Raw genomic sequence first — 26,507 nt, forward strand, 5'->3', positions numbered from 1 at the left:
TAAGAACGAAGGATGCCGTCTTAATGAGGAAATTAGAGGTTTTTTTGAAAATCACACGATATATGTGTATAATCATATCTTAAGTGGGGGAAAGATATGAACTATTCAACTATTGGGATGCTGGCTATTTTTGTGCATCTGATTATAAACTATGACTATATGAAGCTACATGCAAAGGGAACCCTGACTCAGGCGGAGGTCCGCTATCGTCAGTTTCTTTTTGCTGTTATGTTCTATTATTTTTCTGATATTTTCTGGGGTGTTCTGTATGAAGCGGGACTTACAACTCTCGCATTTATAGACACAACTCTTTATTTTCTGTCAATGGCGTTCTCTGTATTCTATTGGATTCATTTTGTTGTGACCTATTTGAATCAGAAAAATCTGTTTAACCGTTTGCTGACTTACAGTGGTTGGGCGATTCTGTTGACTCAGATTTTGATGCTTATCATTAATATGTTTAATCCCGTCTCATTCTATTTTGACGAGAATCACTTATATCACCCGCTGCCTGCCAGATATCTGACATTGGTGACTCAGATCATCATTTTTGCACTCACTTCGGTATATACCTTGTCGGTAACAATGCATTTAACCGGACCTGAGAGAGACAGACACAGGACTGTCGCTTTTTCCGGATTGATAATGACCGTTTTCGTTCTGTTCCAGAATTTTTATCCGTTTGTGCCGTTTTATGCTATGGGCTGCCTGCTGGCAACCTGTATAATCCATACTTTTATCTACAGAGATAAGATTGAGGAGCGTGCCAAGGAGATAGGAACCATGCGACGGATCGCTTACATAGATGCACTGACCGGAGTTAAAAACAAGATGGCTTATACTGAGGCAGTGACAGATCTGGAGCGTCGTGTACATGAAGGGAAGCTGAATGAGTATGGGGTTGCGGTATTTGACCTTAATTATCTAAAGTACGTAAATGATACCATGGGGCATGAAATGGGGGATAAGTATATCAAAGAGGCTTGTGCTCAGATATGCAAATGGTTTCAGCACAGTCCTGTATACCGTATCGGCGGAGATGAGTTTGTGGTTCTTTTAAAGGGTGCAGATTATGATAATCGCGAAATGATATTGAAGGACTTTAATGATGAGGTACATCGCAATAAGCGTGAGGGAAAAGCGGTAGTGTCAGTGGGATGCGCTTCATATCAGGCTAGGGTAGACAGAGCATATGATGATGTTTTCCGCCGTGCCGACAAGCTGATGTATCAAAGGAAGCAGGAGCTTAAATGGAATTGAAAAAGCACATGAAGAAGTTATTATCATGCACAGCATTGCTGGTGAGCGGAGCATTGGTTTTAGCCGGGTGCAGCAGCCTGGTTTTAAATATTGGAGAAAGTGCTGCTGTTCCAACGACAGAGTTATCAGAGAAGAAAAGTGAGGATAATGCTGTCTCCGTGTCGGAAGCAGTCGAGACGAATGAGGATGGTGCAACGTTGGGTCACGATGATTATAAGTGGTGGCAGAAGACCATTGCATATGAGATCTATGTAAAGAGCTTCAAGGATTCAGACGGTGACGGGATCGGTGACCTGAATGGAATCACTTCTGAACTTGACCACCTGAAAAATCTGGGCGTCGGAGCCATCTGGCTTACGCCATGTTATGTATCGCCCCAGGCGGACAACGGCTATGATATAGCGGACTACTATAATATCGATCCGGCCTACGGCACCATGGAGGATATGGACAGACTGATCGATGAGGCAGGGAAACGTGACATCCGGATCGTTATGGATCTGGTATTTAATCATACATCCAGTAAGAATGCCTGGTTTACCGAATCCCGTTCGGGAAAAGACAACGACAAGAGTGACTGGTACATATGGGCGGATCCGAAAGAGGATGGAAGCGCCCCCACTAACTGGAGAAGCATCTTTGGAGGTTCAGCCTGGACCTATGATGAGAAAAGAGGCCAGTACTACCTTCACACTTTTCTGCCTGAACAGCCTGATCTTAACTGGGCTAACCCGGAGGTACGTAAGGCTCTTATAGATGTTGCTGATTTTTGGGTGAAAAAGGGTGTGGGAGGATTCAGGCTGGATGCCATTACCTACATCAAAAAACCCGAGAAGTTTCTGGATGGAACCCCTGATGCCAATGACGGTACCGTCGGCATTCATGCCATGACAGCAAATACAAAGGGCATTCTGGACTATCTTCATGAATTTAAATCTGCGGTTCAGACCGGTACAGATATTTTTACTGTGGGGGAAGCCAACGGAGTTTCTGCCTCGGATCTCCCTAACTGGGTCGGTCCTGACGGGGTTTTTGACATGGTGTTCGAGTTTGGACATATGAATATAAGTCTTTCGGATGAGATGAACTGGTGCGTTACCAGGGAGTGGTCACTTCCGGAATTTAAGGCTCTTTTTACTGCCAGTCAGGAAAATACCATAAGAACCGGGGGTTGGTATCCCATGTTTCTGGAAAATCATGATCAGCCCCGTTCTATAAATCATTTCCTGCCGGAAGGCGCTGACAGGATTTCAGGAGCCAAAGCTCTTGCCACTCTTGTTCTCACCATGAGGGGTACGCCTTTTATCATGGAGGGAGAGGAGCTTGGATTTGTTAATGTAAACTGGCCGTCCATAGAAGACTACAATGATATTTCAACCAGAAATCACTACAAGTTCGCAATTGATGAGGGATATTCCGAGGCAGAAGCAATGAAGGGTGTCCATGATTTTGCAAGGGACAGTTCCCGAACCCCTATGCAGTGGGACAGTTCATCAAATGCCGGTTTCACCACAGGAACACCATGGCTGCCGGTATATGATGATTACGCAAAGTATAATGTAGCCTCCGAGATTGAGGATAAAGATTCTGTTCTTAATTGGTACATTGCCCTTTCCGGGCTTCGGAGGGAACATCCGGAACTTCAGACAGGGGATTACACAGAGTTATTCCATGAACATGAGCAGATCTTTGCCTTTACCAGGGAAAGCGAAGACGGAAAGGTAACCATTCTCATAAATCTTTCTCTCGAGGAAGCTTCCTATGATCCTTCATGTGTGGAAGGTGCAAAGCAGCTTTTGGGTACCAATGGTGAAAGTAAGAAAGGTACACTTGCTCCTTTGGAAGCGGTAGTATACGAAAATTAACTGTGAGATAAAAAAAGAGCGTCAGCTTATGATCGAAGGATCATGGATCTGACGCTTTTTTTAATTATGGATTGAGTTTAAGTTCAAATCCCGGATATATTCCTTTATTAAAGATCAACCTTTGGTAATCTCTCAAAACTCTTCTGAAGCTCATCATCAGTAGGGATATAGTCACTCATTTCGCCGTCATTGAACTTCTGGTAAGCTACCATATCGAAGTATCCGGTTCCGGTGAGACCAAAAAGAATTGTCTTTTCCTCGCCGGTCTCCTTGCACTTAAGCGCCTCATCTATAGCGGCTCTGATGGCATGGCTGCTCTCAGGTGCAGGAAGGATTCCCTCAACTCTTGCGAACTGCTGTGCTGCCGCAAATACAGAGGTCTGCTCGACAGAAATGGCTTCCATGAGACCATCATGATAAAGCTGTGACAGGATCGGGCTCATTCCATGATAACGGAGTCCTCCTGCATGGCTTGCGGACGGTATGAAGTTGCTTCCTAATGTATACATCTTGGCAAGAGGGCATACCATTCCGGTATCGCAGAAGTCGTAAGCAAACTTTCCTCTTGTAAAACTTGGACAGCTTGCAGGCTCAACTGCCACTATTCTGTAATCCTGCTCTCCTCTTATCTTCTCGCCCATAAACGGAGAAATGAGACCGCCGAGGTTTGATCCGCCGCCTGCGCAGCCAATGATCACGTCAGGCTTCACGCCGTATTTCTCAAGGGCAGCCTTTGCCTCAAGTCCTATTACCGTCTGGTGAAGCAGAACCTGGTTCAGAACACTTCCGAGAACATATCTGTAACCATCTGTCTTTGTCGCAACCTCAACAGCTTCCGATATAGCGCAGCCAAGGCTTCCGGTTGTGCCCGGGTGCTCAGCATTGATCTTTCTTCCAATTTCTGTTTCCATGGAAGGTGATGGTGTAACACTTGCACCGTAGGTACGCATTACTTCACGTCTGAAGGGCTTCTGCTCATAGGAAACCTTTACCATGTAAACCTTACAGTCTATTCCGAAGTATGCTGAAGCCATGGATAATGCTGTTCCCCACTGTCCTGCACCGGTCTCTGTGGTTACGCCCTTAAGCCCCTGCTTCTTTGCATAGTATGCCTGGACGATGGCTGAATTCAGCTTGTGGCTTCCGCTTGTGTTATTTCCCTCAAACTTATAGTAGATCTTTGCGGGAGTGTCCAGAGCCTTCTCAAGACAATAAGCTCTTACAAGAGGAGACGGCCTGTACATCTTGTAGAAATCCAGTATTTCACCCGGAATGTCAATGTATGCGGTTGTATCATCAAGCTCCTGCTTTATGAGTTCATCGCAGAATACCGGACGCAGATCCTCGTAACCCATAGGCTTAAGTGTAGCCGGGTTAAGAAGCGGAGCAGGCTTGTTTTTCATGTCAGCTCTTACGTTGTACCACTGCTTTGGAATCTCATCCTCGCTCAGATAGATTTTATAAGGAATTTTCTCATCGTAGCTCATGTGCGGTTTCCTCCAATGTTTTCTGTTTCTATAATTATACACTTTTTTTGAAGAATTATCTCATTCGCAACAAAAAACAGGAATAGAAAGGCATGTCTGTTATAACCAGACTTGATTCCTATGGATGATGTGCAGCAGGAGCTCATTTTGGCTAATCTGCTCTGTACAGTCCGCCTATACCATTCAAAATGAAATCCTTTTTTGAAACTTCATAGGTGGCGGTAGCATGCTGCTCAGATCCGTTATCCACGAAATCGTTACACATGATAACGTGTCCCTTGGAGTCCTCAACCTTCAGAATCTGGTGTTCGGGATAATATTTCCCTTCAAACTCTATGGGCTTCTCGGTCTTTATCTCACTCCAGCTGCCGTTTTCATCCTCTCTTCCGGCATGAATGATAGTTACGTGGCAGGGCACATCTCCATAAAGATTATCCATGGCCTCAAGAAGCTTTGATGCAGTATCACTTCCCGAAAGACCGGCAGACTTTGCTTCATCGCTGTTCTTGAAAGCCTGGTATCCATACACGTCTGCAGCCACGCCCGGGTCAACATTCTCGTTGGACTGAATGCCGGATTTTCCTTTTTTCTCTATTTTGATGTTCATCCAGTAAACATCCTTTACATAGCCGGATTTCTTGTTATCTTTATGCCAGGTGGCAAACTCCCATACTCCGTCTACAGCATAAGGGTCTGTAAAAACCACATCATTACTTTTGTCATAGGACTTCGGAGTGAAGCACCAGGTAAAATCATCGAGGGATGCTTCTTTAGGCACGGTGAATCCAAGCGTCTCAGGATTATAGTAATCAACGTTTTTCGGTTCTTTTTGACCGCAGCCTGAGATGGCCAGTGTCATCGCAGCCACACATATAAAAAGCAATCCTTTTATTTTCATAGTACTTCTCCTTCCCGGGTCTTTTCGATGGATTTATTTATTTCTATTGTTTTTTATTTTCAAACTTTTCAGATACTCCTTTTGGTCGGGGGTAATGCGATAGCTTTCTACTGATTTTTGTATAGCTTTATTGTGTGTCCAGGTATCAAGCCTATGATTTTCGATAAATGGCAGTACAGTTTCGTATTGCTTTGCGAGAGCTGTGGCAAAATACCAGGCTATCATCATGTTGACGTAATACTCTTCGGATCGCACAACTGCCACCAGTTCAGGATAAGACGGGTCGAAGTCTTCATCAAGAAAATGCTGCATCAGCATGCCTGTGCCAAATCTTATGGTATAGGTTGTATCTGCTCCAATCCACTGTTTTATCTTTTTTAGTAGCTCCGGACGGTGTTTCTTAAACACTTTAGGTGATAGCTGGTCACAGGTAGCCCAGTTATTTACAAAGGGAAGGAAACGCTCTACTTCCGAAATGCACTGTTCATAATCTTTTATCTCAGAAATGATAAAGGCATGCAGCTGGTTTTCATCAAAATATCTGTGAGGGAGATCGTTCAGAAACTCCTGAATATCCGCTCGTTTTACAAGCTCCTTTGCAAGCTTTTTGAGTTCCGGTGTCCTCACACCTATTATAGAGTCAGCCTCTATGTTTGGAATGATCTTTACCTGCAGTTCTCGGTAGGACAGATCCTGTCTTGAAAACAGCTCTGACTGTATATCTTTAACAATTTGATCATTAGTCATCTTTACACCTCTCAAAACCGGGTTATCCGGGACGGTTCTCGCCGGCGAGAAATATCCACAGAGGGAATTCCGGCATCAGCCCACTTTCATTTCCTTTAGTTTTTCATATACCGCTTCAGCAAACGGCCTGTGTCCCTCTATATTCATATATTCATTATCGGCGTCATTTGCTTCGGTATAATCAGAAGCGGCAATAACCGTCCCCGACGGATGTAAAACCTATTGACTAAGTAGGAAATTATAACTATAATACCTACCATACAGCTAGGAGAAAGGAACACAGATCATGTCTAAATATATTTATATGGATAATGCTGCGACTACACGGGTCACTCAGGAAGTGTTTGACGCCATGGAACCGTATTTTTGTGAGCAGTTTGGAAATCCTTCAAGTGCCTATGAGTTTTCCGGAAAGATTGCCGAGAAGGTGGCTGAAGCGAGAGCCTCTATCGGAAAAGCCATAGGTGCAAGCGAGAAGGAGATATATTTTACCGGAGGCGGCAGCGAGTCGGATAACTGGGCCATAAAGGGTGTTGCGGATGCTCTCCGTGAAAAGGGCAACCACATTATCACCACACAGATCGAGCATCATGCGGTTCTTCATACCTGCGAATTCCTGGAGAAGAGGGGCTTCGAGATCACCTATCTCCCTGTTGATGATAAGGGTCTTGTTAATGTCGAAGACCTCAGGAAGGCCATCAGACCCACAACCATCCTCATTTCCGTGATGTTCGCAAATAATGAGATCGGTACTGTTGAACCCATAAAGGAAATCGGAAGAATTGCACATGAACACGGCATCTATTTCCATACAGATGCGGTTCAGGCCTTCGGACATCTTCCCATAGATGTTAATGAAATGAACATTGACCTTATGTCCGCAAGCGGACACAAGATAAACGGCCCTAAGGGCATCGGTCTTCTTTATATAAGAAAAGGTGTGAAGATCACAAACCTGATCCACGGCGGAGCACAGGAATCAGGAAAGCGTGCGGGTACAACCAATGCCGCCGGCATTATCGGCTTTGCAAAGGCGACAGAGATTGCTGTAAGAGATATGGAAGAGACCCGTGCTTACGAGAGCAGGCTTAGGGACAAGCTGATCGCAGGGGTGACAGCCGAGATTCCATACACCCGTGTAAACGGAGATCTCACAAACAGACTGTCCAACAACGTAAATTTCTGTTTCAGATTCATCGAGGGAGAGTCACTTCTTATCATGCTTGACCAGAAGGGCATCTGTGCCTCCTCGGGTTCCGCATGTACTTCCGGAAGCCTGGATCCGTCTCACGTGCTTCTGGCCATCGGTCTTCCTCACGAGATAGCACACGGTTCCCTGAGATTAACATTATCAAAGGACACCACCGAGGAAGATATCGACTACGTTGTTGAAAGCTTAAAGCAGATAGTGGGCAGACTCAGAATGATGTCACCACTGTACGAAGATTTTGTAAAGAAGAATAAGGAGGCCAGCGCATGAGCCAGGTAACAGAATACAGCAAAAAGGTAATGGATCATTTCTCAAATCCGAGAAATGTGGGGGAGATAGAGGAAGCCGCAGGTGTGGGCACAGTGGGTAATGCCAAGTGCGGAGATATCATGAGAATGTATCTCGACATCGATGAGAACCAGGTGGTCAGGGATGCCAAGTTCAAGACCTTCGGCTGCGGTGCTGCAATTGCTACCAGTTCCATGGCAACAGAGCTTGTTAAGGGTAAGACTGTGCAGGAAGCTCTGGAAGTCACCAACAAGGCAGTTATGGAGGCGCTGGACGGACTTCCACCCGTTAAGGTACACTGTTCACTCCTTGCCGAGCAGGCAATTCACGCTGCATTATGGGATTATGCCGAAAAAAATGGTATAAAGATAGAGGGACTTAAACCGCCTGTCAATGACATCGACGAGACGGAAGAGTTTTATGAGATGCAGGGAGAATAAAGTGCCGATACGGACTGACGCTTTATTGACCTGTGCAGGGTAATGCTTACGTTGGCGGCGGAGGCATTAGCAGGAAATGAAGTGTTAGTATTTGTGGCACCAGTTCCTCGTGGAGTAAAACTTCAAAGGGCTGATGATCGCAAGAGGAACGGAGGACTTTTATGATCTCGACAAGAGGACGTTATGCGTTAAGGGTTATGCTGGACATAGCATTGACCCAGGGGGATGGTTATGTGCCAATGAAGGATGTGGCTGAGAGGCAGGGGCTGTCTCTTAAATATCTGGAGCAGATTTTGCCGCCTCTGACAAAGAACGGACTCATTACAGGACTGCAGGGAAAAGGCGGCGGCTACCGGCTGACCAGAAAGCCTGAGGAATACAGGATCATCGAGATACTTGAGCTTACCGAAAAGGAACTTGAGCCTGTGAGTTGTCTTGCAAAGGGTGCAGCCGAATGCGACAGAAGATCAACCTGCAAGACCATCGGATTCTGGGAAGGACTGAATCGAGTTATAAGGGATTATCTCGGATCGAAAACGTTAAAGGACTTAATGTGATAATATTTTCATTTCTATTTGTGCTGCATCTTAGCGGATGAATGGAGATTAATGTGAAATAATGTAACATCGGGGACGGTTCTCAACCGCGAGAGCTGTCCCCGATGGTCTGTATATGGAGGGTATACAATTGAACATCACTCAGATCAGATATGTGCTTGAAACGGCAGCTTCTTCCTCCATGAGGGAGGCTGCCACGAAACTTTTTGTATCTCAGCCGGCGCTTTCCACAAGTATAGGTGAGCTTGAAGAGGAGCTTGGGATACTGATATTTGAGAGGACCAACAAGGGTATATCTCTTACGGATGAGGGACGGGAGTTTGTTGCCTATGCGAAGAAGGCATTGGCACAGTACGAAATACTGGAGGACAGATTTTTGTCCAGGGACAGCGACAAGGAGCGGTTTTCCGTATCAAGCCAGCACTACAATTTCGCCATAAAAGCATTTACGGATGTGATAAAGGCCTTCAATCCGGACAAATATGTTTTTGCCATTCATGAGACGAAAACCAGGGATGTACTTGAAGATGTAAGGACAATGAAAAGCGAGATTGGTATCATATCTTTTTCCGGTTCCAATGAAAGTATCATAAAGAAGCTGTTCAAGGAATACAACCTTGAATTTACGCCGCTCATGCAGAGAGAAACATATGCTTATGTCTGGGAAAACCACAAGTTTGCGGGAAGAAAGGAAATCTCCCTGGAGGAGCTTTCTGACTACCCTTGTGTTTCCTTTGATCAGAGTGACGACAGTAACTTTTATCTGACGGAAGAAGCCATGGCGGATTATGACTTTAAGAAAATGATAAAGTCCGACGACAGGGCCACCACCATGGAAATCATAGAGAGACTCCAGGGCTACTCTGTGGGATGCGGAATGCTCTCGGAGGATGATGCAGTTTTGCGAGGTATGGTTTCCATAAAGCTCAAGGAAGAGGATCCGCTGGTCATCGGCTACATCGTGAGAAAAGGAAGCGTTATGTCGGTGTATGGCAAGGTTTATATCGAGGAGCTGATGAAGTATAAAGAGCTGTGAAATCCATCGATTCATCACCGAGGACAGTCTCAAAATTATTCTAAAAAGCTTGATGTTTGACTCATCAGAAGATATCTGAAATTAAAGTCAACAATAATCAACTCAGGAATTACCTCATATCTAATAATTATGGTTTTGGAGTCAATGAATTGCATCTAAAGTGTTGACTAAATTTCAGAATATTTGAATTGTGGTCATAGAAAAACTATACGATCATTGATTCACTTTGGAAAATGCCCAATATGAGTCAAATCCTAAGCTTATTATTTATGACCGCATATCCGGAATTGTCAGATATGAGTCAATAGCGTAGATCTAGGATTGTTGACTCATTAAGAAATAATATTGAATTTGAATCATGCAATGTGTCTCAGGATTATTATAAAACCACCGGGGGTCAGTACAATGTGTGCCGTCCCCGGTGGTTTTGTATTATATCGCTGCAAATCCCTTTTCCAGATCTGCGATGATGTCATCGATATGCTCTGTTCCGATGGAAAGTCTGATGGTGTTAGGCTTGATGCCCTGATCCAGCAGCTCTTCCTCAGAAAGCTGTGAATGGGTTGTGGAAGCCGGATGGATAACCAGACTCTTTACGTCGGCAACATTGGCAAGAAGTGAGAAGATCTGAAGGTTATCGATGAACTTCCAGGCTTCTTCCTGACCGCCCTTGATATTGAAGGTGAAGATGGATCCGCCGCCGTTTGGGAAATATTTCTTGTAGAGCTCATGGTCCGGATGATCAGGAAGAGACGGATGGTTCACCTTCTCAACCTTCGGATGCTTAGAGAGGAACTCAACCACCTTCTTTGTATTCTCTGCATGTCTGTCGAGACGGAGTGATAATGTCTCCACTCCCTGAAGCAGGAGAAAAGCATTGAAAGGCGAAATGGTTGCTCCCGTGTCTCTCAGAAGGATGGCACGGATGTAAGTCACGAAGGCTGCAGGTCCTACCACATCATAGAAGGATACTCCATGATAGCTCGGGTTGGGAGCTGTGATGTTCGGGAACTTTCCGCTTGCCTTGTAGTCGAACTTTCCTGACTCAATGATAACACCGCCAAGTGTTGTTCCGTGGCCTCCGATAAACTTTGTTGCGGAGTGCACTACGATATCGGCGCCGTGCTCGAAAGGACGGATGAGATATGGCGTGCCGAAAGTATTATCCACAACGACCGGAAGTCCGTGCTTGTGTGCGATTTCTGCGATGGCATCGATGTCCGGGATGTCGCTGTTTGGATTGCCGAGCGTCTCAAGGTAGATGGCTCTTGTGTTATCCTTTATGGCGCCCTCCACCTCTGAAAGATTGTGTGCGTCCACGAAGGTTGCCTCAACGCCGTACTGTGGAAGTGTGTGAGCCAGAAGGTTGTAGCTTCCACCGTAGATGGTCTTCTGTGCCACTATATGTCCACCGTTTGCTGCCAATGCTTCGATAGTGTAGGTTATGGCTGCAGCGCCTGAGGCCACCGCCAGTGCAGCACTTCCTCCCTCAAGTGCAGCAAGTCTCTTTTCGAGAACATCCTGTGTGGAGTTGGTGAGTCTTCCGTAGATATTGCCGGCATCCGCAAGTCCAAATCTGTCGGCTGCGTGCTTGCTGTTTCGGAACACATAGGAAGTGGTCTGGTAAATGGGAACCGCCCTTGAATCTGTTGCCGGATCCGGCTGCTCCTGTCCAACGTGTAACTGTAATGTTTCAAATCTGTATTCGCTCATGGTATTGATCTCCTCTATAAATGCATGTTTTTCGCCATTTATCTCTGACATACAGATGCAGATCTAATTGGCTCTTTTTTTCTAAATGTTTGTTTTTTGTCTTCGGTCTTACATTTATTAAAATCAACACATTCGCATACACAGCTTTTGGTTTTGAACTGAATTATTCCTTCTCTTCATTACCGTTACCTCGCTTTCACCTTGGATTTTCCTGATGCCATAATCCTACTACATCGCTTGGTTTTGGGAAAATACTAAGATTTTATCGTTGGTAATAGTATCGGTCTATATCAATAACCATAACATGGTCGTATGACTTCAAATTCAATATTGCATTAATTGGGTCAATCCATGGTCATATTATGGCTGACTCTGATTCCAAATATCTCTTGGTGAGTCAAACATCGAGATTTATCAGACGTATTCCTGATATTTCCGGTGGATAACCAGATGGTTCTTTCATAAAATTTATCTATTTTGCACATTAAGAATCCATATATGTTTTTTTTACTTGTCAAAGTTTACAAAAATGATTTAATTTGCTTTAATTATATCTAGAACGCTAAAAATAACAGTAAGTTATGACTAACTTAAATGAGTAGGGAAAGAGCATACCGGGTCGAAATCCCGTGAGGAAACCTGACATGCAGAGTCGGCCTTTCGGAAAGCAGATTTTTTCAGGCTGACATTCCCAAGTAAGGAGGTAAACACCATGAGTAGATTGAGCATTGTAACTCAAAACAATGCGCAGAAGACGGTGGAGGGTCTGTACAAGGATCTGGAAAGAAGAATCACGGCAAGCCAGCCCGGACTTTGTCCGGTTGATCTTGCCGCTTCATTTTTGCACCTTTGTCACGCTCAGTCCTGCGGTAAATGCGTACCCTGCAGAGTGGGACTGGGACAGCTGGAAGTGCTGATAGATTCAGTGCTTGACGGAACTGCCACCATGGAGACATTGTCAGTTATCGAGGAAACCGCCCAGAGCATATACTATTCTGCGGACTGTGCCATAGGTTCAGAGGCTGCACGTATGGTACTGAAGGGTATCAGAGGTTTCCGCGGAGATTACGAAGAGCATGTACTGCACGGAAGATGTTCGGGACATCAGGATCAGCCTGTACCCTGCGTTGCCCAGTGCCCTGCACATGTGGATATTCCGGGATACATTTCACTTATACATGAAGGCCGTTACAATGACGCGGTTGCCCTTATCAGAAAGGACAATCCGCTTCCCGCAGTCTGCGGCATGATCTGCGAGCATCCTTGTGAGGTACGCTGCAGAAGAACCATGGTTGACGATCCTATCAATATCCGCGGACTTAAGAAATATGCGGTTGAGCATGAGGATGAGTTCAGGATCGGCGAGAAGCAGCCGGCAACAGGTAAGAAGGTTGCAGTTATCGGTGGCGGTCCCGCAGGTCTCAGTGCAGCTTACTATCTCTCTCTTATGGGACATGAGGTAGAGGTTTATGAGCAGAGAAAGAAGGCAGGAGGAATGCTTAGATACGGCATCCCTGCATACCGTCTTCCGAGAGAAGCCCTGGATGCCGAGATCGAGTGCATCATGAAGAGCGGATTCAAGCTGAAGACCGATGTAAGCATTGGCAAGGACATCTCCATCGCAGATCTCCGTGAGAAGTACGATGCAATGTTTGTTGCCATCGGTGCTCATACAGACAAGAAGATCGGAATCGAAGGCGAAGATGCAGAGGGCGTTATCTCTGCAGTTGAAATGCTGAGAGCCATCGGTGATGACGATTATCCTGATTTCACAGGAATGGATATAGTTGTGGTAGGTGGCGGTAATGTTGCCATGGACGTTGCGCGCTCTGCCATCAGATGTAATGCAAAGTCTGTAAAGATCCTTTACAGAAGAAGAAAGATTGATATGACTGCCCTTCCCGAAGAGGTTGAGGGTGCCATTGCTGACGGATGCGAGGTTGTAGAGCTTCATGCTCCGTTACGTATCGAGAAGAAAGACGACGGAAGCGTTGCTGCTATCTGGGTACAGCCTCAGATCGTAGGCCCTATCAGCGGCGGAAGACCGAAGCCGGTGGCAGCTGATACCGAAGAGCTCAGAATTCCGTGTGACAGAGTCCTCGTTGCCATCGGACAGGGTATCGATTCACGTAAGTTCGGTGAGTACGGTATCCCTGTTGAGCGTGGACAGATTCAGGCATTTGACACCAGCGATATCCGTGACAAGGACGGAATCTTTGCGGGTGGTGACTGCGTTACAGGTCCTGCAACCGTAATCCGTGCCATCGCAGCAGGAAAGGTTGCGGCTGCAAACATTGACGAATATCTCGGATATTTCCATGAGATAAAGTCAGATATAGAGCTTCCTCCTGTCCGCTTTGATGATCATAAGCCATGCGGAAGAGTAAATATGATGGAGCGTTCTCCGGAAGAAAGAAAGCACGATTTCAAGATCATGGAGTGCGGTATGTCCGACGAAGAGGCATGCCAGGAGTCCGGAAGATGTCTGCATTGCGATCACTTTGGTTATGGAATCTTTAAAGGAGGCAGAGAAGCAAAATGGTAAACGTTACGATAGACGGAATCTCCCTGCAGGTTCCCGAGAAGACAACTATATTGGATGCTGCTTCCAAGGCGGGAGTACACATCCCAACCCTTTGCTATATGAAGGAACTCAACGAAATCGGTGCCTGCCGTGTCTGTGTGGTTGAGGTTGAGGGATATGAAAGGCTCTTTACAGCCTGCAACAATACTGTGGCCGAGGGAATGGTTATCTATACCAACTCAAAGAAGGCCAGAGCTGCAAGAAAGACCAATGTTAAGCTGATCCTTTCACAGCACAACACCAACTGTGCGGTCTGTGTACGAAGCGGCAACTGTACTCTTCAGAAGGTGGCTAATGATCTCAATATCCACAGCCTTCCTTATAAGAAACAGATTCCTGAAAACAAGGGTAATGTCAGATTCCCTCTTATCAGAGATTACGATAAGTGTATCCAGTGCATGCGCTGTATCCAGGTGTGTGACAAGATTCAGAACAGCAATATCTGGGATGTGGTTAATACCGGTTCCCGTGTAACGGTGGATGTTACCGGAGTTTACGCTCTTGAAGATTCCCAGTGTGCACTTTGCGGACAATGTATAACTCACTGTCCGGTTGGCGCTCTCCGTGAGCGTGATGATGTGGATCGTGTTCTGGACGCTCTGGAGGATCCTTCCAAGATCACTGTATTCCAGATCGCACCTTCCATAAGAACTGCCTGGGGCGAGCCTTTCGGACTTGATCCTGAATTTGCTACTGTAAAGCGTCTTGCGGCAGCTTTAAGAAGAGCAGGTGCAGATTATGTATTTGATACAAACTTTACAGCAGACCTTACCATTATGGAGGAGGGCTCAGAGTTCCTTGAGAAGCTGAAGAATCCCGAGAACCACAAGTTCCCGATGTTCACCTCCTGCTGTCCGGGCTGGGTAAGATATGTCAAGGCTCATTATCCTGAGTTTGTTGACAATCTTTCAACCGCAAAGTCACCTCAGCAGATGTTTGGTGCTGTTACAAAGAGCTACTATGCAGAGCTTCTCAAGGTGGATCCCAAGGATATCTTCTGCGTTTCCATCATGCCTTGTGTTGCAAAGAAGGCAGAGTGCGCTTATCCAAATATGGTGGATGATCATGGAAATCCTGAGGTTGACTGTTCACTTACAACCCGTGAGGTTAACCGTCTCATAAGATCCGATCAGATCATCGTTAAGGAGCTTCCCGAGGAAGAGCTTGATATGCCGCTTGGCATCGGCTCCGGTGCCGGCAATATCTTCGGCGCAACCGGCGGTGTTATGGAGGCAGCATTAAGAAGTGCCTACTTCCTTGTAACAGGAAAGAATCCGGATCCGGATGCCTTTAAGGCAGTACGTGGTATGGACGGCTGGAAGGAAGCTGAGTTCGATCTTGCAGGAAAGACTCTTCGTGTTGCCGTTACCAATGGTCTCGGTAATGCAAACAAGCTTCTTACCTACCTTAAGCAGGGTCGTGTACACTATGACTTCGTTGAGGTTATGGCATGTCCCGGAGGCTGCGTAGGCGGCGGTGGACAGCCTATCCATGACGGAGTAGAGATGGCTCCCGAAAGAGCACCGGTTCTTTACTCACAGGATGCCGGTATGGAGCTCAGATTTTCACATGAGAATCCATCCATCACAAAGATTTATGAGGATTATTTCGGAAAGCCGCTTTCCGAAAAGTCTCATCACCTTCTTCACACCAATCATCACGCATGGAAGATGCCGAATGAGAAATAAAACCATGTTTTACAGTTCAGCCGGGGCATATGTCCCGGCTGAAACTTTTTCTAAGAAGCTTCTGAGATATCCACCGGGGACGGTTCTCGACGGCGAGAACCGTCCCCGGTGGATATCTCGTGGCCTTCATGTGTTTTTTAAATCTTAAAACTCTATTAACCCTGTAAAGAGGGTTATAAAATTGACAAAGTATCCGAAGTACTTAGATATAGAAAGGTGGGATAGGTGTCTTTTCCGTCCATTTGTGCGTGAGATTACGATTATTTGTTCTGTTGAAAAGGATTAAATTCTCTGAAACATTGCATGTTCAGGAATTTATATCGCTATTAACAAATCATGAGAGAAGAATACAAGCTAAGTGACAAAAAGTTTAAAGGGACAGTGAATACCGATCCGGGAAATCCGATTTACCGGGAGGATGATAAAAGAGACTATATTCTCGGACACTTCAGCCAGGCTTTGGACGAGAGGTGGATAGAGGTTTATTATCAGCCCATAATGCGTGCCATGACCGGGCTTATTTGCAATGAAGAAGCATTGGCAAGATGGGTGGATCCTGTAAACGGCATGATACTTCCCGAGGAGTTCATCCCCGTAATTGAAGATGCAAAGCTTCTTCATAAGCTGGATCTTTACATGATAGATCTGGTGCTTTCGGATATTAGAAAATATCAGGATGGTAAGATCGTTCAGGTCGTTCCCATTTCTGTTAATGTGTCCAAGTATGATTTTGAGTATTGCGACATGGTTTCCGAGATCCTTAAGCGAGTGGAGGCAGCAGGGGTTTCGCCAAAGTATCTCGTGATAGAGATTGCAGAAAGCGTCCTGGAACTGGAACACGATTTTATCAAGGAGCAGTTGAATAAGCTCCAGAGTAGGGGCTTTAAAATATGGATGGATGACTTCGGAAGAGGTTACGGCAGCCTCAATGTCCTACAGGATTTCGACTTTGATCTCATCAAGCTGGACATGAAGTTCATGAAGGATTTCAGTAAGAAGGTCAAAACCGCGGGAATCATCAGAAAGATTGTGGAGATGGCAGAGCAGCTGGGAGTGGATACACTGGCAGAAGGTGTTGAAACGGAGGAGCAGCTTGAATTCCTGAGAGAAATAGGCTGCGATAAAGTGCAGGGGTTCCTGTACAGTAAGCCTAATCCGCTAAACGAGATCCTGAAAAGAAGTGATATGGGTATCGGCTTGTATCGTGAGAATATCGAAGAGTCAGAGTTCTATGATCAGGTGGGACAGGCAAGTCTTACGGATCTGGAGCTTAATGGTGACGCCGGAATGTTGGTGGCGGAGACCTTCGCAGGAATAGGCATCGGAATACTTGAATTTGACGGTGTTGAAACCTACCGTCTTATGAGGGCAAATGCTGTATATAAGGAGTATCTTGAGACTATTTATGGGCGGAACATAAAGGTTTCGGATGTTATTACCTATACCGATAAAGACAGAAAACGGATTTTTGATGAATCTGTCAGAAGATGTCTTAAATCCGGAAACTGGGAAACCGCTTATGATATAGTCAGCACGGACAAAGTGAAGTTTAACACCAATATCAGACTTTTCTCACGGGATAAGGTTACGGGAAACTATGCCATACTCATAGTCATGGTATCGGAAAAACGTGTTGAGGGAGAAGGAAGTGACAGATTCTCCGATACATTGAAAGAAGACACCTCCTTGAATCCGCCATCCTTTGAGAATGTTGTTCCCCCGGTGGAAGACATAGATCTGCAAAGTGAAAAGGAGGCTCTTGAAAGAAATAATGTTCTGGATAGTGCCATTATCCGTATTGCAAAGCTGCTCAATACTTTTGAAGATTATAATGAAACCATGAACCGGGTGCTGGAAGAACTGGGCAGCGTCATCAGTCCGGACAGGATATGTATCTTTGAAAGGGTAGGAGATAAAATAAACAATCCTTTTGAGTTGTGCAGAAAGGGAATAATATCACAAAAGGAGTATACTCAGAACCTGGAGTATAACAAATATTTTAAGCTCTGGGCAGATCTGAGCGTTGACGGCAGGGCTGTAAATCTTGATAGTATTTCCAGAATAAGGGTTTCCTACAGGGATGTTTACTGTCAGCTTAAACTGATGGGGGTGAAGCGGATAATAGTTGTTCCGGTATTTTCAAAGGATGAAGTCATCGGTTTTATCGCTGCGGCGAATTACAGACTTGATGAAAGCGATGATACGGAGTTCCTGCTTTCCTCTGTGGCTGTATTCCTGTCCTATAAGATAGCCAACAGTACACTTGTACACCGTCTTGTTTATATGGCGGACAATGATGCACTGACCTCGGCTCATAACCGTTATGCCATGATAAAGAAAGAAGCGGAGCTGGCAGCAGGAGAGGGCTGTGTTGGAGTTGGCTTTATAGACATTAACGGGCTCAAGGAAATAAATGATAACCTGGGGCATGATGAAGGAGATCTTCTCATCATCCGGGCTTCGAAGCTTATTGCCAAGCATTTCGGAATGGAGCATCTGTACCGTGTGGGTGGCGATGAATTTGTTGTCCTGGCGCCGGATATGGAAAAGTATGTTTTTGAAAGAAAGCAGTATCAGTTCCGTCAGGAGCTAGAAGACAATGACAAGGTAAGTATGGCTTCCGGTTTTGTCTGGATTCCGGACAGAAGGAAGGTATCCGAAGCCATAAAGACAGCCGACAGGCTGATGTACGAAGATAAGGCAAAGTTCTACATTGCTCATGACAGACGTCGGAGCCAGAAGGAATACGTTTAAAAGTAGCTCACTTATGAAGGTAAACTAAAAAACAAAACAAGACCCCTTAGAACCAGGTGTGATTCTAAGGGGTCCTGTTTTGTTTTTTATCCACCGGGGAAGGTTCTCGACGGCGAGAAGTGTCCCAGGTGGATTACTGTTTTATTTAGCGGGACCATTATATTTCATAGCGAGCATTGTGAGGTCATCGAACTGATCTGCTTCACCCACGAAGGCATCAACATCAGCCTTTAAGTTCTTTAGGATATTTTCAAGAGGAAGATCCTTGTCTCTGTTAAGAGACTCCAGCATTCTGTCGGTACCGTAAAGCTTATTGTTTATGTTGGTGGCTTCAGGAACACCGTCGGTATATACGAAAAGAGTATCTCCCGGATGCATCTCGAATTCGTGCTCACGGAACTTGACGCCCGGAATGGTTGCAAGAGCGAGGGTGTGTTTGTATACAACAAGCTCGAACTCACCGCCGGCTCTCCGCAAAACAGGATGTTCATGACCGGCATTGGAAGCAACACCCTTTCCTGTGGTGATATCAATGATTCCGATCCAGCAGGTTGCAAACATCTCTTCTTCATTGTTTTCGCAGAGCTGATTATTTACTTCGGTAAGGACTTCGCTTAAGGTTTTGCCCTTCATCTGCTGAACATGATCCTTGATGAGAGTCTTTGTGATGACCATGAAAAGTGCGGCGGGAACTCCCTTTCCGGAAACGTCGGCTATAACCATGGCAAAGTGGGTCTCATCGGCAAAGAAGAAATCATAGAAATCACCGCCGACTTCCTTTGCAGGGTTCATGGATGCGTAAATGTCTATTTCCGGTCTGTCGGGATAAGGCGGAAAGACTGTGGGAAGCATATGAGCCTGGATATTGGTAGCAACCGAAAGCTCTGTTCCGATTCTTTCCTTTTCTGCAGTGACCTTCTTTATATTCTGCATGTAGTTTTTGAGGTCATCCTGCATGGTGTTGAATCTGTCTGCCAGCTGACCGACCTCATCACCGGATAACACAGGGATCTTCTCATTAAATTCACCTTTACCGATCTTCAGAACGCTGCTGGCGAGCCTCTGGATAGGTCTCGTGATGGTTCCGGTTACCGCAAAGGAGGTCATAACTACCGTGATTCCCATGATGGAGAAGAAGATCATAAACAGGCGGAGGATATTGAATATCTGATCCTGCATGTTCCTCTGAGAAGCTTCGGTGAGGAGATCATTCTGAGCCTTGGCTTCCAGGGCAGGGGCTGTTACTTCGCCGGTTTCGATGGTCGCACAGAATATCCAACCGGTTTCAGCCATCTTTGAAAAGGCGACATAGCTGTCTTGTCCTTCGTAGACGGTCTGCATGATAGAACTATCTGAGGAATGAATATTCTTTATGAAGTCAGTGCCGGAAAAATGACCTCTGAGGTCAGAATTGAAAAACGGATTGTTCATACTCGGGTGAGCTATGAAATTCAAATCGGAATCAAGTATCAGAGTTGAACCTGTCTCGCCGATCTTCATATTCATAACTTCATTTATGATGCTCGTTAAAAGTACGTCCGATGCAACTACGCCTGCAATATGTCCGTCTGCATTTCTGTAGGTCATGGCTGCAGTGATACATACGTTTCCGTAAGAATCAGTATATGTAGGAAGCCATACAAGCTGATCGGGATGTGAGATAGCTGCCTTATACCAGTCTCTCTGCCTCGGATCATAATCGGGATTGAAAGCATTGGATCTTGAATATCTGTAGGAAATACCGCTTACGGTACCGATGTAGATATTATCCAGAATAGGATTCTGTTCCAAAGTCGGGGCAAACATGTACTCACAATAGGATAAGGTGTAAACCTCCTGCATTACTTCAGGAGTAGCTTCTACGCCCTTCGCCAGGAAGTACTTTGATGATGCCACGCCCATTTCGGTTTCGTCAGGCCTCGGCATATCATGACCGATTAGATTTTCCCGGGTTTCAAAAAGATGCTGAGTATATTTGGAAGCCTCCGTAACAGCCCTGTTTACTTCGTGAAGCTCATTGTTTGCATTATTGGCCTGCTTTTGAATGAGCTGCAGGAGGTAGTATTCCGTCTGGGACATAAGTGAAGCCTTGGTGACTTCCGAAGAATTGATTCCCAGGGTAATGTTGGTCTGCTGGAATTCATCGACCATGGAATTCATAAAATAGTAGGAAGCACTAAAGACCACTATAAGTGAACCTAAAGACATTATCAGTATGACCAGAAGGATCTTTAAGCTGATTTTCATATTTCTGAACATAGATTTACTCCTTATTCTGCGTTGTTGTCTAATGCTGCGTAAAGTATGTCTTCAATCATATCTTCATAAACTATACCTGCAAGCTCCGCGGCCTTCGGCATAAGACTGTGTCTTTTAAGCCCCGGAACGGCATTTATTTCAAGTACATAGGGCTTGCCGTCTTCTTCGGAAACCATAAAATCAACACGGCAGAGATCCTTTGCGCCGGTGGCATGATAAACCTCCATCGCAAGGTGTTTGATTTCCTCAGTGACATTCTGGTTAAGTTTGCTTTCGCGTATTCCGTAGTTGCCCGTGAAGGTAATGAGCTCGTCGTCAGCATTAGCTTTCTTATCCAGATCAAGGCCTTCCACCACGGGAAGAGAAACCAGACTCTTTTTGCTTTTGTAAATGCCTACGGTATAGAACCCTCCCGGGATGAATTTCTCAAGCAGGATGGGGTCGTCATATTTAAATACGCTCCCGATACGCGGAATATCCTCCCGTGATCTGATCAGTTCGATGCCGAAGCTGCCTCCCTGTGTAGGAGCTTTGGCGACGAAGGGGTATCCAAAATCTTCATAGGGATAGTCGCCTTTTTCAAATTGCTTCTTAGTCAGAATATCCCATTTCGGGGTACGTATTCCGTAACGGTCAAAAACCAATTTACTGAGGATCTTATCATTAATGAGACACGCAGCCCGCATATGACTTCCTGTGAAAGGAATCCCCTGCATTTCGAGCATGGCCTGGAAGGTTCCGTCTCCGTAACCCTTTCCCTGGACACATAAGTAAACCACCTCTGTTTTGACGGAAAGAATGGAACTTATTATGTCTTTTCCTATTTGAAGGAGATGAACTTCATGTCCCCTGGTTTCCAGGGCTTTTGCAATATCTTTTGCATTTTTTTCTGAAGGCCCTCTTTCTTCGGGAGTTCCTCCGTAAACTACACTGACGATCATATTATGCTCCTATACCTATTTTGTTTTTGAAACCTGCATAATTTCGGAATGAATAAAATATGCTATTGCCATTATAGCAAATGCTACGGCCAAAGCACCTATACCTGCCCTGTAACCCAGTGTCAATGCTGCGGCAAATACGAAGGGACCGATCATTTCCAGCATCTTCTTTATAAAGGAAAGAACCGAAAGAGATTTTGACGGTCCAAGCTTCTGAACAGCCGGAAGTCCGAGGAAGTAGTTGTTCTGTACACCGAAGCCAAAACTGTCGGCAGTTCCAAGCAGACAGGCGCTTACATAAGGCAGGAACAGACTCGCTCCCATAACCGGGAACAGAAGGCTCAAAGCTATAATGAGATTATAAACATAGTTTATTCTCTTGAGGGACTTGCCCTTGAGCTTCGATATAAAAACTGAAAGAGTGGGACCTGCATATACAAGGAGTATTCCGTATAACATCTGGGATCTTCCGACATCGGTTATGCTTCCGCCCATGGAGTCAAAGTAAAGAGGCAGATAGTAGCTCAGGAAAGAGGCTGCAATACTTGCCGGTGCGATCATTAGGATCACAAACAGGAATACTGAAATGTTCTCGTTGAAGGATATCTTAGCGGTTTGTCTGATTTCGGTATCATTGCTTTTTGTTTTAGGAAGCAGAGCATTTTCAAGTCTTATGATAAAGACTGAGGTCATAAGAGTGAAAACGGCAGAAATGAAAAATACTGTCTTATAGCCAAAAACATCCGCAAGGATAGCGCCCAGAGAAGAACCGCAGTTCATTCCCGAGTAGATTCCCGCATTCAAAAGTGCAAATCCCAAAAGCTGCTGTTTTGCATTCTTTCCGAAAAGTGAAAGATTTCGGAGAGTCATCCAGCAAAAACCGTAGCCAAGTCCCACCAATGCTCTTGACAGCACGAATAGGAAAAGATTGGTGGACAGGGCAGAGGACAGGGTTCCTGCCGATACCAGAAGAAGTCCGGAGATAAACGGAAACTTCCAGCCTTTTTTCTCCAGCAGAACTGTAGTTATAAATATAGCGGAGCAGGTAAGAAGAGTCTCTGCCGACTGAGGGATACCTGCTGCGGTTGTAGCTGCCATTCCCTTTATGGGATTGTTGAGGGATTTGGCAACAATTGGAATAAATGAAGAAGACAGCCTGGAAGCGAAATAGAACAGAAAGGCAATCTGCCGTATATAGTAAAGGGCAGACGGAATATCGGCATTTTCCAGGGAGGCTTTGATCTTTTCGTATTCGTCTTCAGGAATCTGTGACCGTTTGTCTTTATCCTGCTGATAATCCTTTAGAATCCGCTTAGTCATTCCCTTCGAAACATTCATTATCATGAGAAGGACTATCTCAACAGAGAAGAAAACCGAAGTTACCAGGACTGTGAGGAGATTCAGAGCGATGGATTTTATTTTGTTTCGTACAAAAAATGGATCCACACTGAACCGGATACTGCTTGTCTTATTGAAGGCGTAGGTGTACCTGGTTCTTTCTGCGGTACTGCCGATAAGGTTTTTATCTGAGGAGTGTAAAATCGTTCCGGACATATCGGTCACGGAGATTTCGGTAATGCTGTCTTTGCAAAGTGACTCCAAAAGATCATCAAGCTTTCTTTCTGGGTAGGTTGAGGCAACATTGATATCGTTTCGTATGTCTGTATAGACCTGATAGTTCAGGAGCTGGTTTTTTACAGAGATGATCTCGAAGAAAAAGGAGATTTGGATAATGATTATGACAGTCAGAAGCATGGCATTTATATTGGTGCTTTCCAGCTGTCCGTAAATATCAAAAACCGGTCCTTTGGCAAAAAACAGTGTCATGGCAATACAGGATATGACTGTAAGTATTGCAAGGACATTAAAAGGAACCCGTGTGTACTCCACGGGTTCGTTGATATTGAGTATGACCAGAAACGCAGACACTACAAGGATAGTGAGGACGGATCCGATGTATAAATATAGTCTTGTTTTTCCACTTGTTGTCATAGTTTACCTATAGCTTCCATGTTCGTTTTTAAATATCATCTTACGCTCATACATATGCTTGTCGGCGCGTTTGATAATGTCCCGGAACTCATCGCCGTCATTGTAAACGGCCATTCCAACCGACGCAGAGTAACGCTCGTAAGGTTCTTTCTCTTCATTATCATAACACTGTTGAAACTTTGTGTTAATGGCTTCAAACAGCTGATCACGATCCTCGAAATCCGTTTCTGTCAGCACTAAAAGGAATTCATCTCCGCCCATACGGTAAATAGGTGAGTTTTTGTAGGTATCCTGAATGATGTCGTAGCATCCCAGTATATATTTGTCTCCGACATCGTGTCCGAAGGTGTCATTGACATATTTAAGATTGTTTATATCAACCATTACGGTGGCAATATCCTTAAGACCGTTCTTTATCTTAATGTCATATACGATTTCATCATCAATGTAGGCTGCCTTGTTTTTAGCAGGAGTGAGCCCATCGGTATAAGTCTTCTGGCTTATCTTTTCAATTTCGTTTTCCTTTTCTACTATTTCATCCTTTGCCTTGTTGAAATTAGACATGTAGTAGAGACTTTCCTTCATGTTGCTGACAAAGCTGTTATAAAGGACTCCTATCTCATCCTCCTGACGGAAATCAAGGGATTCGAGACGCTGTACGTTCTGGAAGCGGCTTGCCTCGGTTTCATAAACAAAGCTGTCGATGCAGGAAGTCATGCGGTCCAGAGGATGGGTTACCTTGTGCCTGAGTATCAGGATATTGATGGTGAGTATGATGACCATAAGTAACCCAAGTATGCCGGCAAGCTGAAAAATGAATCTTTTGTCCTGCTTAAACATATACTCCATGGAAAAGTCCACGCAGGCGCTGGCGACGTAATTACCGTCCTTGTCTAATATCGGACGTACATAGGAAAGGAGATACTCTTTATCATGGGTGAACACTGTATGAACTACCGATTCTCCATTCATGATGGTGCCTATTTCTGAGGCAAAGGGTTCATCCACTGTGTAGATTTCTCCGATCCAGTCTATACTTTCCTGGGGTGGATTTTCTGTGTATTCCTCGTCTAGATCAAAGATTACCGTTGCGTTTGGCGGATCAACTGAATCAAAACGATATACATATAAATAATATATATCCGGATAATTATCCTTCAGGTCATAGAAATACTTGATTATTTCATTATATTCCGGCATGGTAAAGTTTTTTTCTATGTACTCTTCGGTTTTATCGGTATCATAAACTTTAGCCATGAGAGTGGTAACGCCTTCTCCCATACGGGTATAATCCTTTATCATTCTGTCCTGGAATCGCATGTGTACCACTACTATGGTTACGATGGCAAGAATTATGTACGATAATATGGATATTACCGATATTTGAAGTGATAAAGATTTCTTAAACTTATTCATCAGCATAGCTTCGGTATCCTGGTTTATGGTTACAATTTCTTTTATCTAAAGTAAAAAGGTCAGAGCTTTGCTGTTACGCAAAGCCTCTATACATAGTGTCGACAAAAATTTCATAAACATTTGTAATTTTAAAAAAATTATTTAAATTCGTGACATCTGTCGAGTCAGACATCAGGGACGGTTCTCGCCGGCGGGAAGCATTCCGGGGGTCTGAATCGACGGATGTTGCGGCGGATAGAAAAACCACATTGCCCGTGGAGCGAAAATGACTTAAAATTACATGGTTATAGATTTGGATTTATAAGAGAGAAGAAAAAATGAATCAGAAAACATTGAAGATTACTTATGGTGCCATGATCGTGGCGCTTTTCGGAGTATTGCTGCTCATTAACCGGCAAACCGGAGGAATGTTTCATGGGATACTTATGTTCCTTTTGCCCATTCCCATGGTGGCTTACGGAGCAAGGTACGGTGGGAAGGCAGGGCTTGCCGCCTGGGCAGCTTCCATGTTTATCAGCATCCTTGTGAGTACGCCCACAACGGCTATAAATGCTGCCTGTCAGTCCTTTGTAGGTATGGTGCTTGGAACCTGCATTTACCATAAAAAGGACATGACCAAAACCCTTTTTCTGGTGATGCTGCTCTGCACCATTGCCGAGCTTTTGGATATCGTGATCGTGGCTGCCATCTCGGGGCAGTCACTCAGCATGTATGTGACCGAGATGCAGATTGCCATGAATGAGACCATGGAAATGATGACAAAGGTTACGGGAAGCAATCCTCAGACGGAACAGCAGATTGCAGTTATGAAGTCAATGATGAGCGATGATTTTGTGGCAAGGATGTTTCTTATAACAACGGCACTTACCGGAGCCATGCAGGGTTTTGTAGTATATGAGATAAGTCTCCTGATATTGAGAAGACTTCATATTGCTGTGCCTAAGCCCAAGCCTGTAGTGGAGTATACTCCGCCTTTCTGGACAGCATATCTGGGGATATTTGCATTTGGTCTTTATAATTATTCATTTGTAAAACCTTTTGAAAATGAATTTGTGCAGAGCATTGCTCAGGTGGCAGGTATAGTTGGAACCCTTTATCTCATGTGCTTTGGAGTCATTGCTATAAGCCTGCTTATCCGGGTTTACATCACAAGGGCAAAAGCATTGATTGTGATTTTATCTATTCTGGCATTCCTTATGATGCCTCAGATAAATACGATTTTGGGAATCTTTTATATATCGGGTCAGCTTCACACGTTTCTTCTGAATAAATTGAATGGAACAAGGTAGGACAGAGCCCTAGCTAAATTATGACATCTGATATATTATATAGGTATAGTGAAAGAATATTCATCCTAAATGAGCGAGGAAAA

Annotated in this window: 18 protein-coding genes; 10 read left to right on the forward strand and 8 right to left on the reverse strand. The window is 44.8% G+C overall.

Annotated elements, in window-relative coordinates:
* The first annotated feature begins 96 nt into the window (after nt 1-96).
* Together T357_RS0101970 and T357_RS0101975 are read left to right on the forward strand one after the other, a co-directional pair.
* A complete protein-coding gene (locus T357_RS0101970) occupies nt 97-1,260 on the forward strand; it encodes a GGDEF domain-containing protein (protein ID WP_031548108.1) in 1,164 nt (387 codons plus the stop codon).
* Nucleotides 1,251-3,125 (forward strand): glycoside hydrolase family 13 protein, encoded by a 1,875-nt coding sequence (locus T357_RS0101975; RefSeq protein WP_197027292.1) that lies wholly within the window; start codon nt 1,251-1,253, stop codon nt 3,123-3,125. Before T357_RS0101970 ends, T357_RS0101975 begins: the two co-directional genes overlap by 10 nt.
* A 107-nt stretch (nt 3,126-3,232) precedes the next feature.
* On the opposite strand, the gene T357_RS0101980 is transcribed toward T357_RS0101975, so the two are convergent.
* From T357_RS0101980 to T357_RS0101995, 3 genes are all read right to left on the reverse strand, one after another.
* Nucleotides 3,233-4,612 carry a TrpB-like pyridoxal phosphate-dependent enzyme gene (locus tag T357_RS0101980; protein WP_031548112.1) on the reverse strand — a complete coding sequence of 460 codons (1,380 nt, stop codon included), beginning with the start codon at nt 4,610-4,612 and terminating at the stop codon, nt 3,233-3,235.
* A 151-nt stretch (nt 4,613-4,763) separates the two neighbouring features.
* Nucleotides 4,764-5,510, reverse strand: a complete 747-nt coding sequence (locus tag T357_RS0101990) for a hypothetical protein (RefSeq protein ID WP_031548114.1) — start codon at nt 5,508-5,510, stop codon at nt 4,764-4,766.
* Between the two features lie 33 nt (nt 5,511-5,543).
* Entirely contained in the window at nt 5,544-6,257 is a 714-nt protein-coding gene (locus tag T357_RS0101995; RefSeq protein WP_031548116.1) for a DNA alkylation repair protein, read from the reverse strand.
* A gap of 286 nt (nt 6,258-6,543) precedes the next feature.
* Between T357_RS0101995 and nifS the strand changes: the two genes are divergently transcribed.
* The 4 genes from nifS (at nt 6,544) to T357_RS0102020 (ending at nt 9,788) form a co-directional block, all read left to right on the forward strand.
* Entirely contained in the window at nt 6,544-7,737 is a 1,194-nt protein-coding gene (gene nifS / locus T357_RS0102000) for a cysteine desulfurase NifS (RefSeq protein WP_031548118.1), read from the forward strand.
* The gene (nifU, locus tag T357_RS0102005) at nt 7,734-8,195 is read left to right on the forward strand and encodes a Fe-S cluster assembly scaffold protein NifU (protein ID WP_031548120.1); all 462 of its coding nucleotides are present in this window, start codon (nt 7,734-7,736) and stop codon (nt 8,193-8,195) included. Before nifS ends, nifU begins: the two co-directional genes overlap by 4 nt.
* 161 nt (nt 8,196-8,356) lie before the next feature.
* Nucleotides 8,357-8,752 (forward strand): RrF2 family transcriptional regulator, encoded by a 396-nt coding sequence (locus T357_RS0102015; protein WP_031548121.1) that lies wholly within the window; start codon nt 8,357-8,359, stop codon nt 8,750-8,752.
* 130 nt (nt 8,753-8,882) lie between these two features.
* On the forward strand, nt 8,883-9,788 hold the full coding sequence (locus tag T357_RS0102020; protein ID WP_031548123.1) for a LysR family transcriptional regulator: 906 nt from the start codon (nt 8,883-8,885) through the stop codon (nt 9,786-9,788).
* 432 nt (nt 9,789-10,220) lie between these two features.
* Here T357_RS0102020 and T357_RS0102025 read toward each other — a convergent pair whose 3' ends face one another.
* A complete protein-coding gene (locus T357_RS0102025; protein ID WP_031548124.1) occupies nt 10,221-11,501 on the reverse strand; it encodes an O-acetylhomoserine aminocarboxypropyltransferase/cysteine synthase family protein in 1,281 nt (426 codons plus the stop codon).
* A 712-nt stretch (nt 11,502-12,213) separates the two neighbouring features.
* Here T357_RS0102025 and T357_RS0102030 point away from each other — a divergent pair.
* From T357_RS0102030 to T357_RS19865, 3 genes are all read left to right on the forward strand, one after another.
* Nucleotides 12,214-14,046, forward strand: coding sequence for an NAD(P)-binding protein (locus T357_RS0102030; RefSeq protein ID WP_031548127.1), 1,833 nt, complete (start codon nt 12,214-12,216; stop codon nt 14,044-14,046).
* A complete protein-coding gene (locus tag T357_RS0102035; protein WP_031548129.1) occupies nt 14,040-15,773 on the forward strand; it encodes an NADH-dependent [FeFe] hydrogenase, group A6 in 1,734 nt (577 codons plus the stop codon). Before T357_RS0102030 ends, T357_RS0102035 begins: the two co-directional genes overlap by 7 nt.
* Before the next feature lie 381 nt (nt 15,774-16,154).
* Complete coding sequence (locus T357_RS19865) at nt 16,155-18,527, forward strand: bifunctional diguanylate cyclase/phosphodiesterase (protein ID WP_197027293.1); 2,373 nt, start codon at nt 16,155-16,157, stop codon at nt 18,525-18,527.
* 141 nt (nt 18,528-18,668) lie between these two features.
* Here the strand turns inward: T357_RS19865 and T357_RS19870 are convergent, their stop codons facing one another.
* From T357_RS19870 to T357_RS0102065, 4 genes are read right to left on the reverse strand one after another with little or no spacing between them, the layout of a single operon-like run.
* On the reverse strand, nt 18,669-20,786 hold the full coding sequence (locus T357_RS19870; RefSeq protein WP_049962214.1) for a SpoIIE family protein phosphatase: 2,118 nt from the start codon (nt 20,784-20,786) through the stop codon (nt 18,669-18,671).
* Nucleotides 20,787-20,797: 11 nt separating this feature from the next.
* Nucleotides 20,798-21,727, reverse strand: coding sequence for a D-alanine--D-alanine ligase family protein (locus T357_RS0102055; protein ID WP_031548136.1), 930 nt, complete (start codon nt 21,725-21,727; stop codon nt 20,798-20,800).
* A 15-nt stretch (nt 21,728-21,742) separates the two neighbouring features.
* Nucleotides 21,743-23,719, reverse strand: coding sequence for an MFS transporter (locus T357_RS0102060; RefSeq protein WP_031548138.1), 1,977 nt, complete (start codon nt 23,717-23,719; stop codon nt 21,743-21,745).
* Between the two features lie 3 nt (nt 23,720-23,722).
* Complete coding sequence (locus T357_RS0102065) at nt 23,723-25,141, reverse strand: GGDEF domain-containing protein (protein WP_031548140.1); 1,419 nt, start codon at nt 25,139-25,141, stop codon at nt 23,723-23,725.
* 311 nt (nt 25,142-25,452) lie between these two features.
* On the opposite strand from T357_RS0102065, the gene T357_RS0102070 reads away from it, so the two are divergent.
* Nucleotides 25,453-26,424: a DUF2232 domain-containing protein gene (locus T357_RS0102070; protein WP_031548142.1), complete on the forward strand. Its 972-nt coding sequence runs from the start codon at nt 25,453-25,455 to the stop codon at nt 26,422-26,424.
* Nucleotides 26,425-26,507 lie beyond the last annotated feature (83 nt).

Source organism: Oribacterium sp. FC2011, assembly GCF_000701645.1.
In the GTDB taxonomy this organism is placed as follows: domain Bacteria; phylum Bacillota; class Clostridia; order Lachnospirales; family Lachnospiraceae; genus Oribacterium.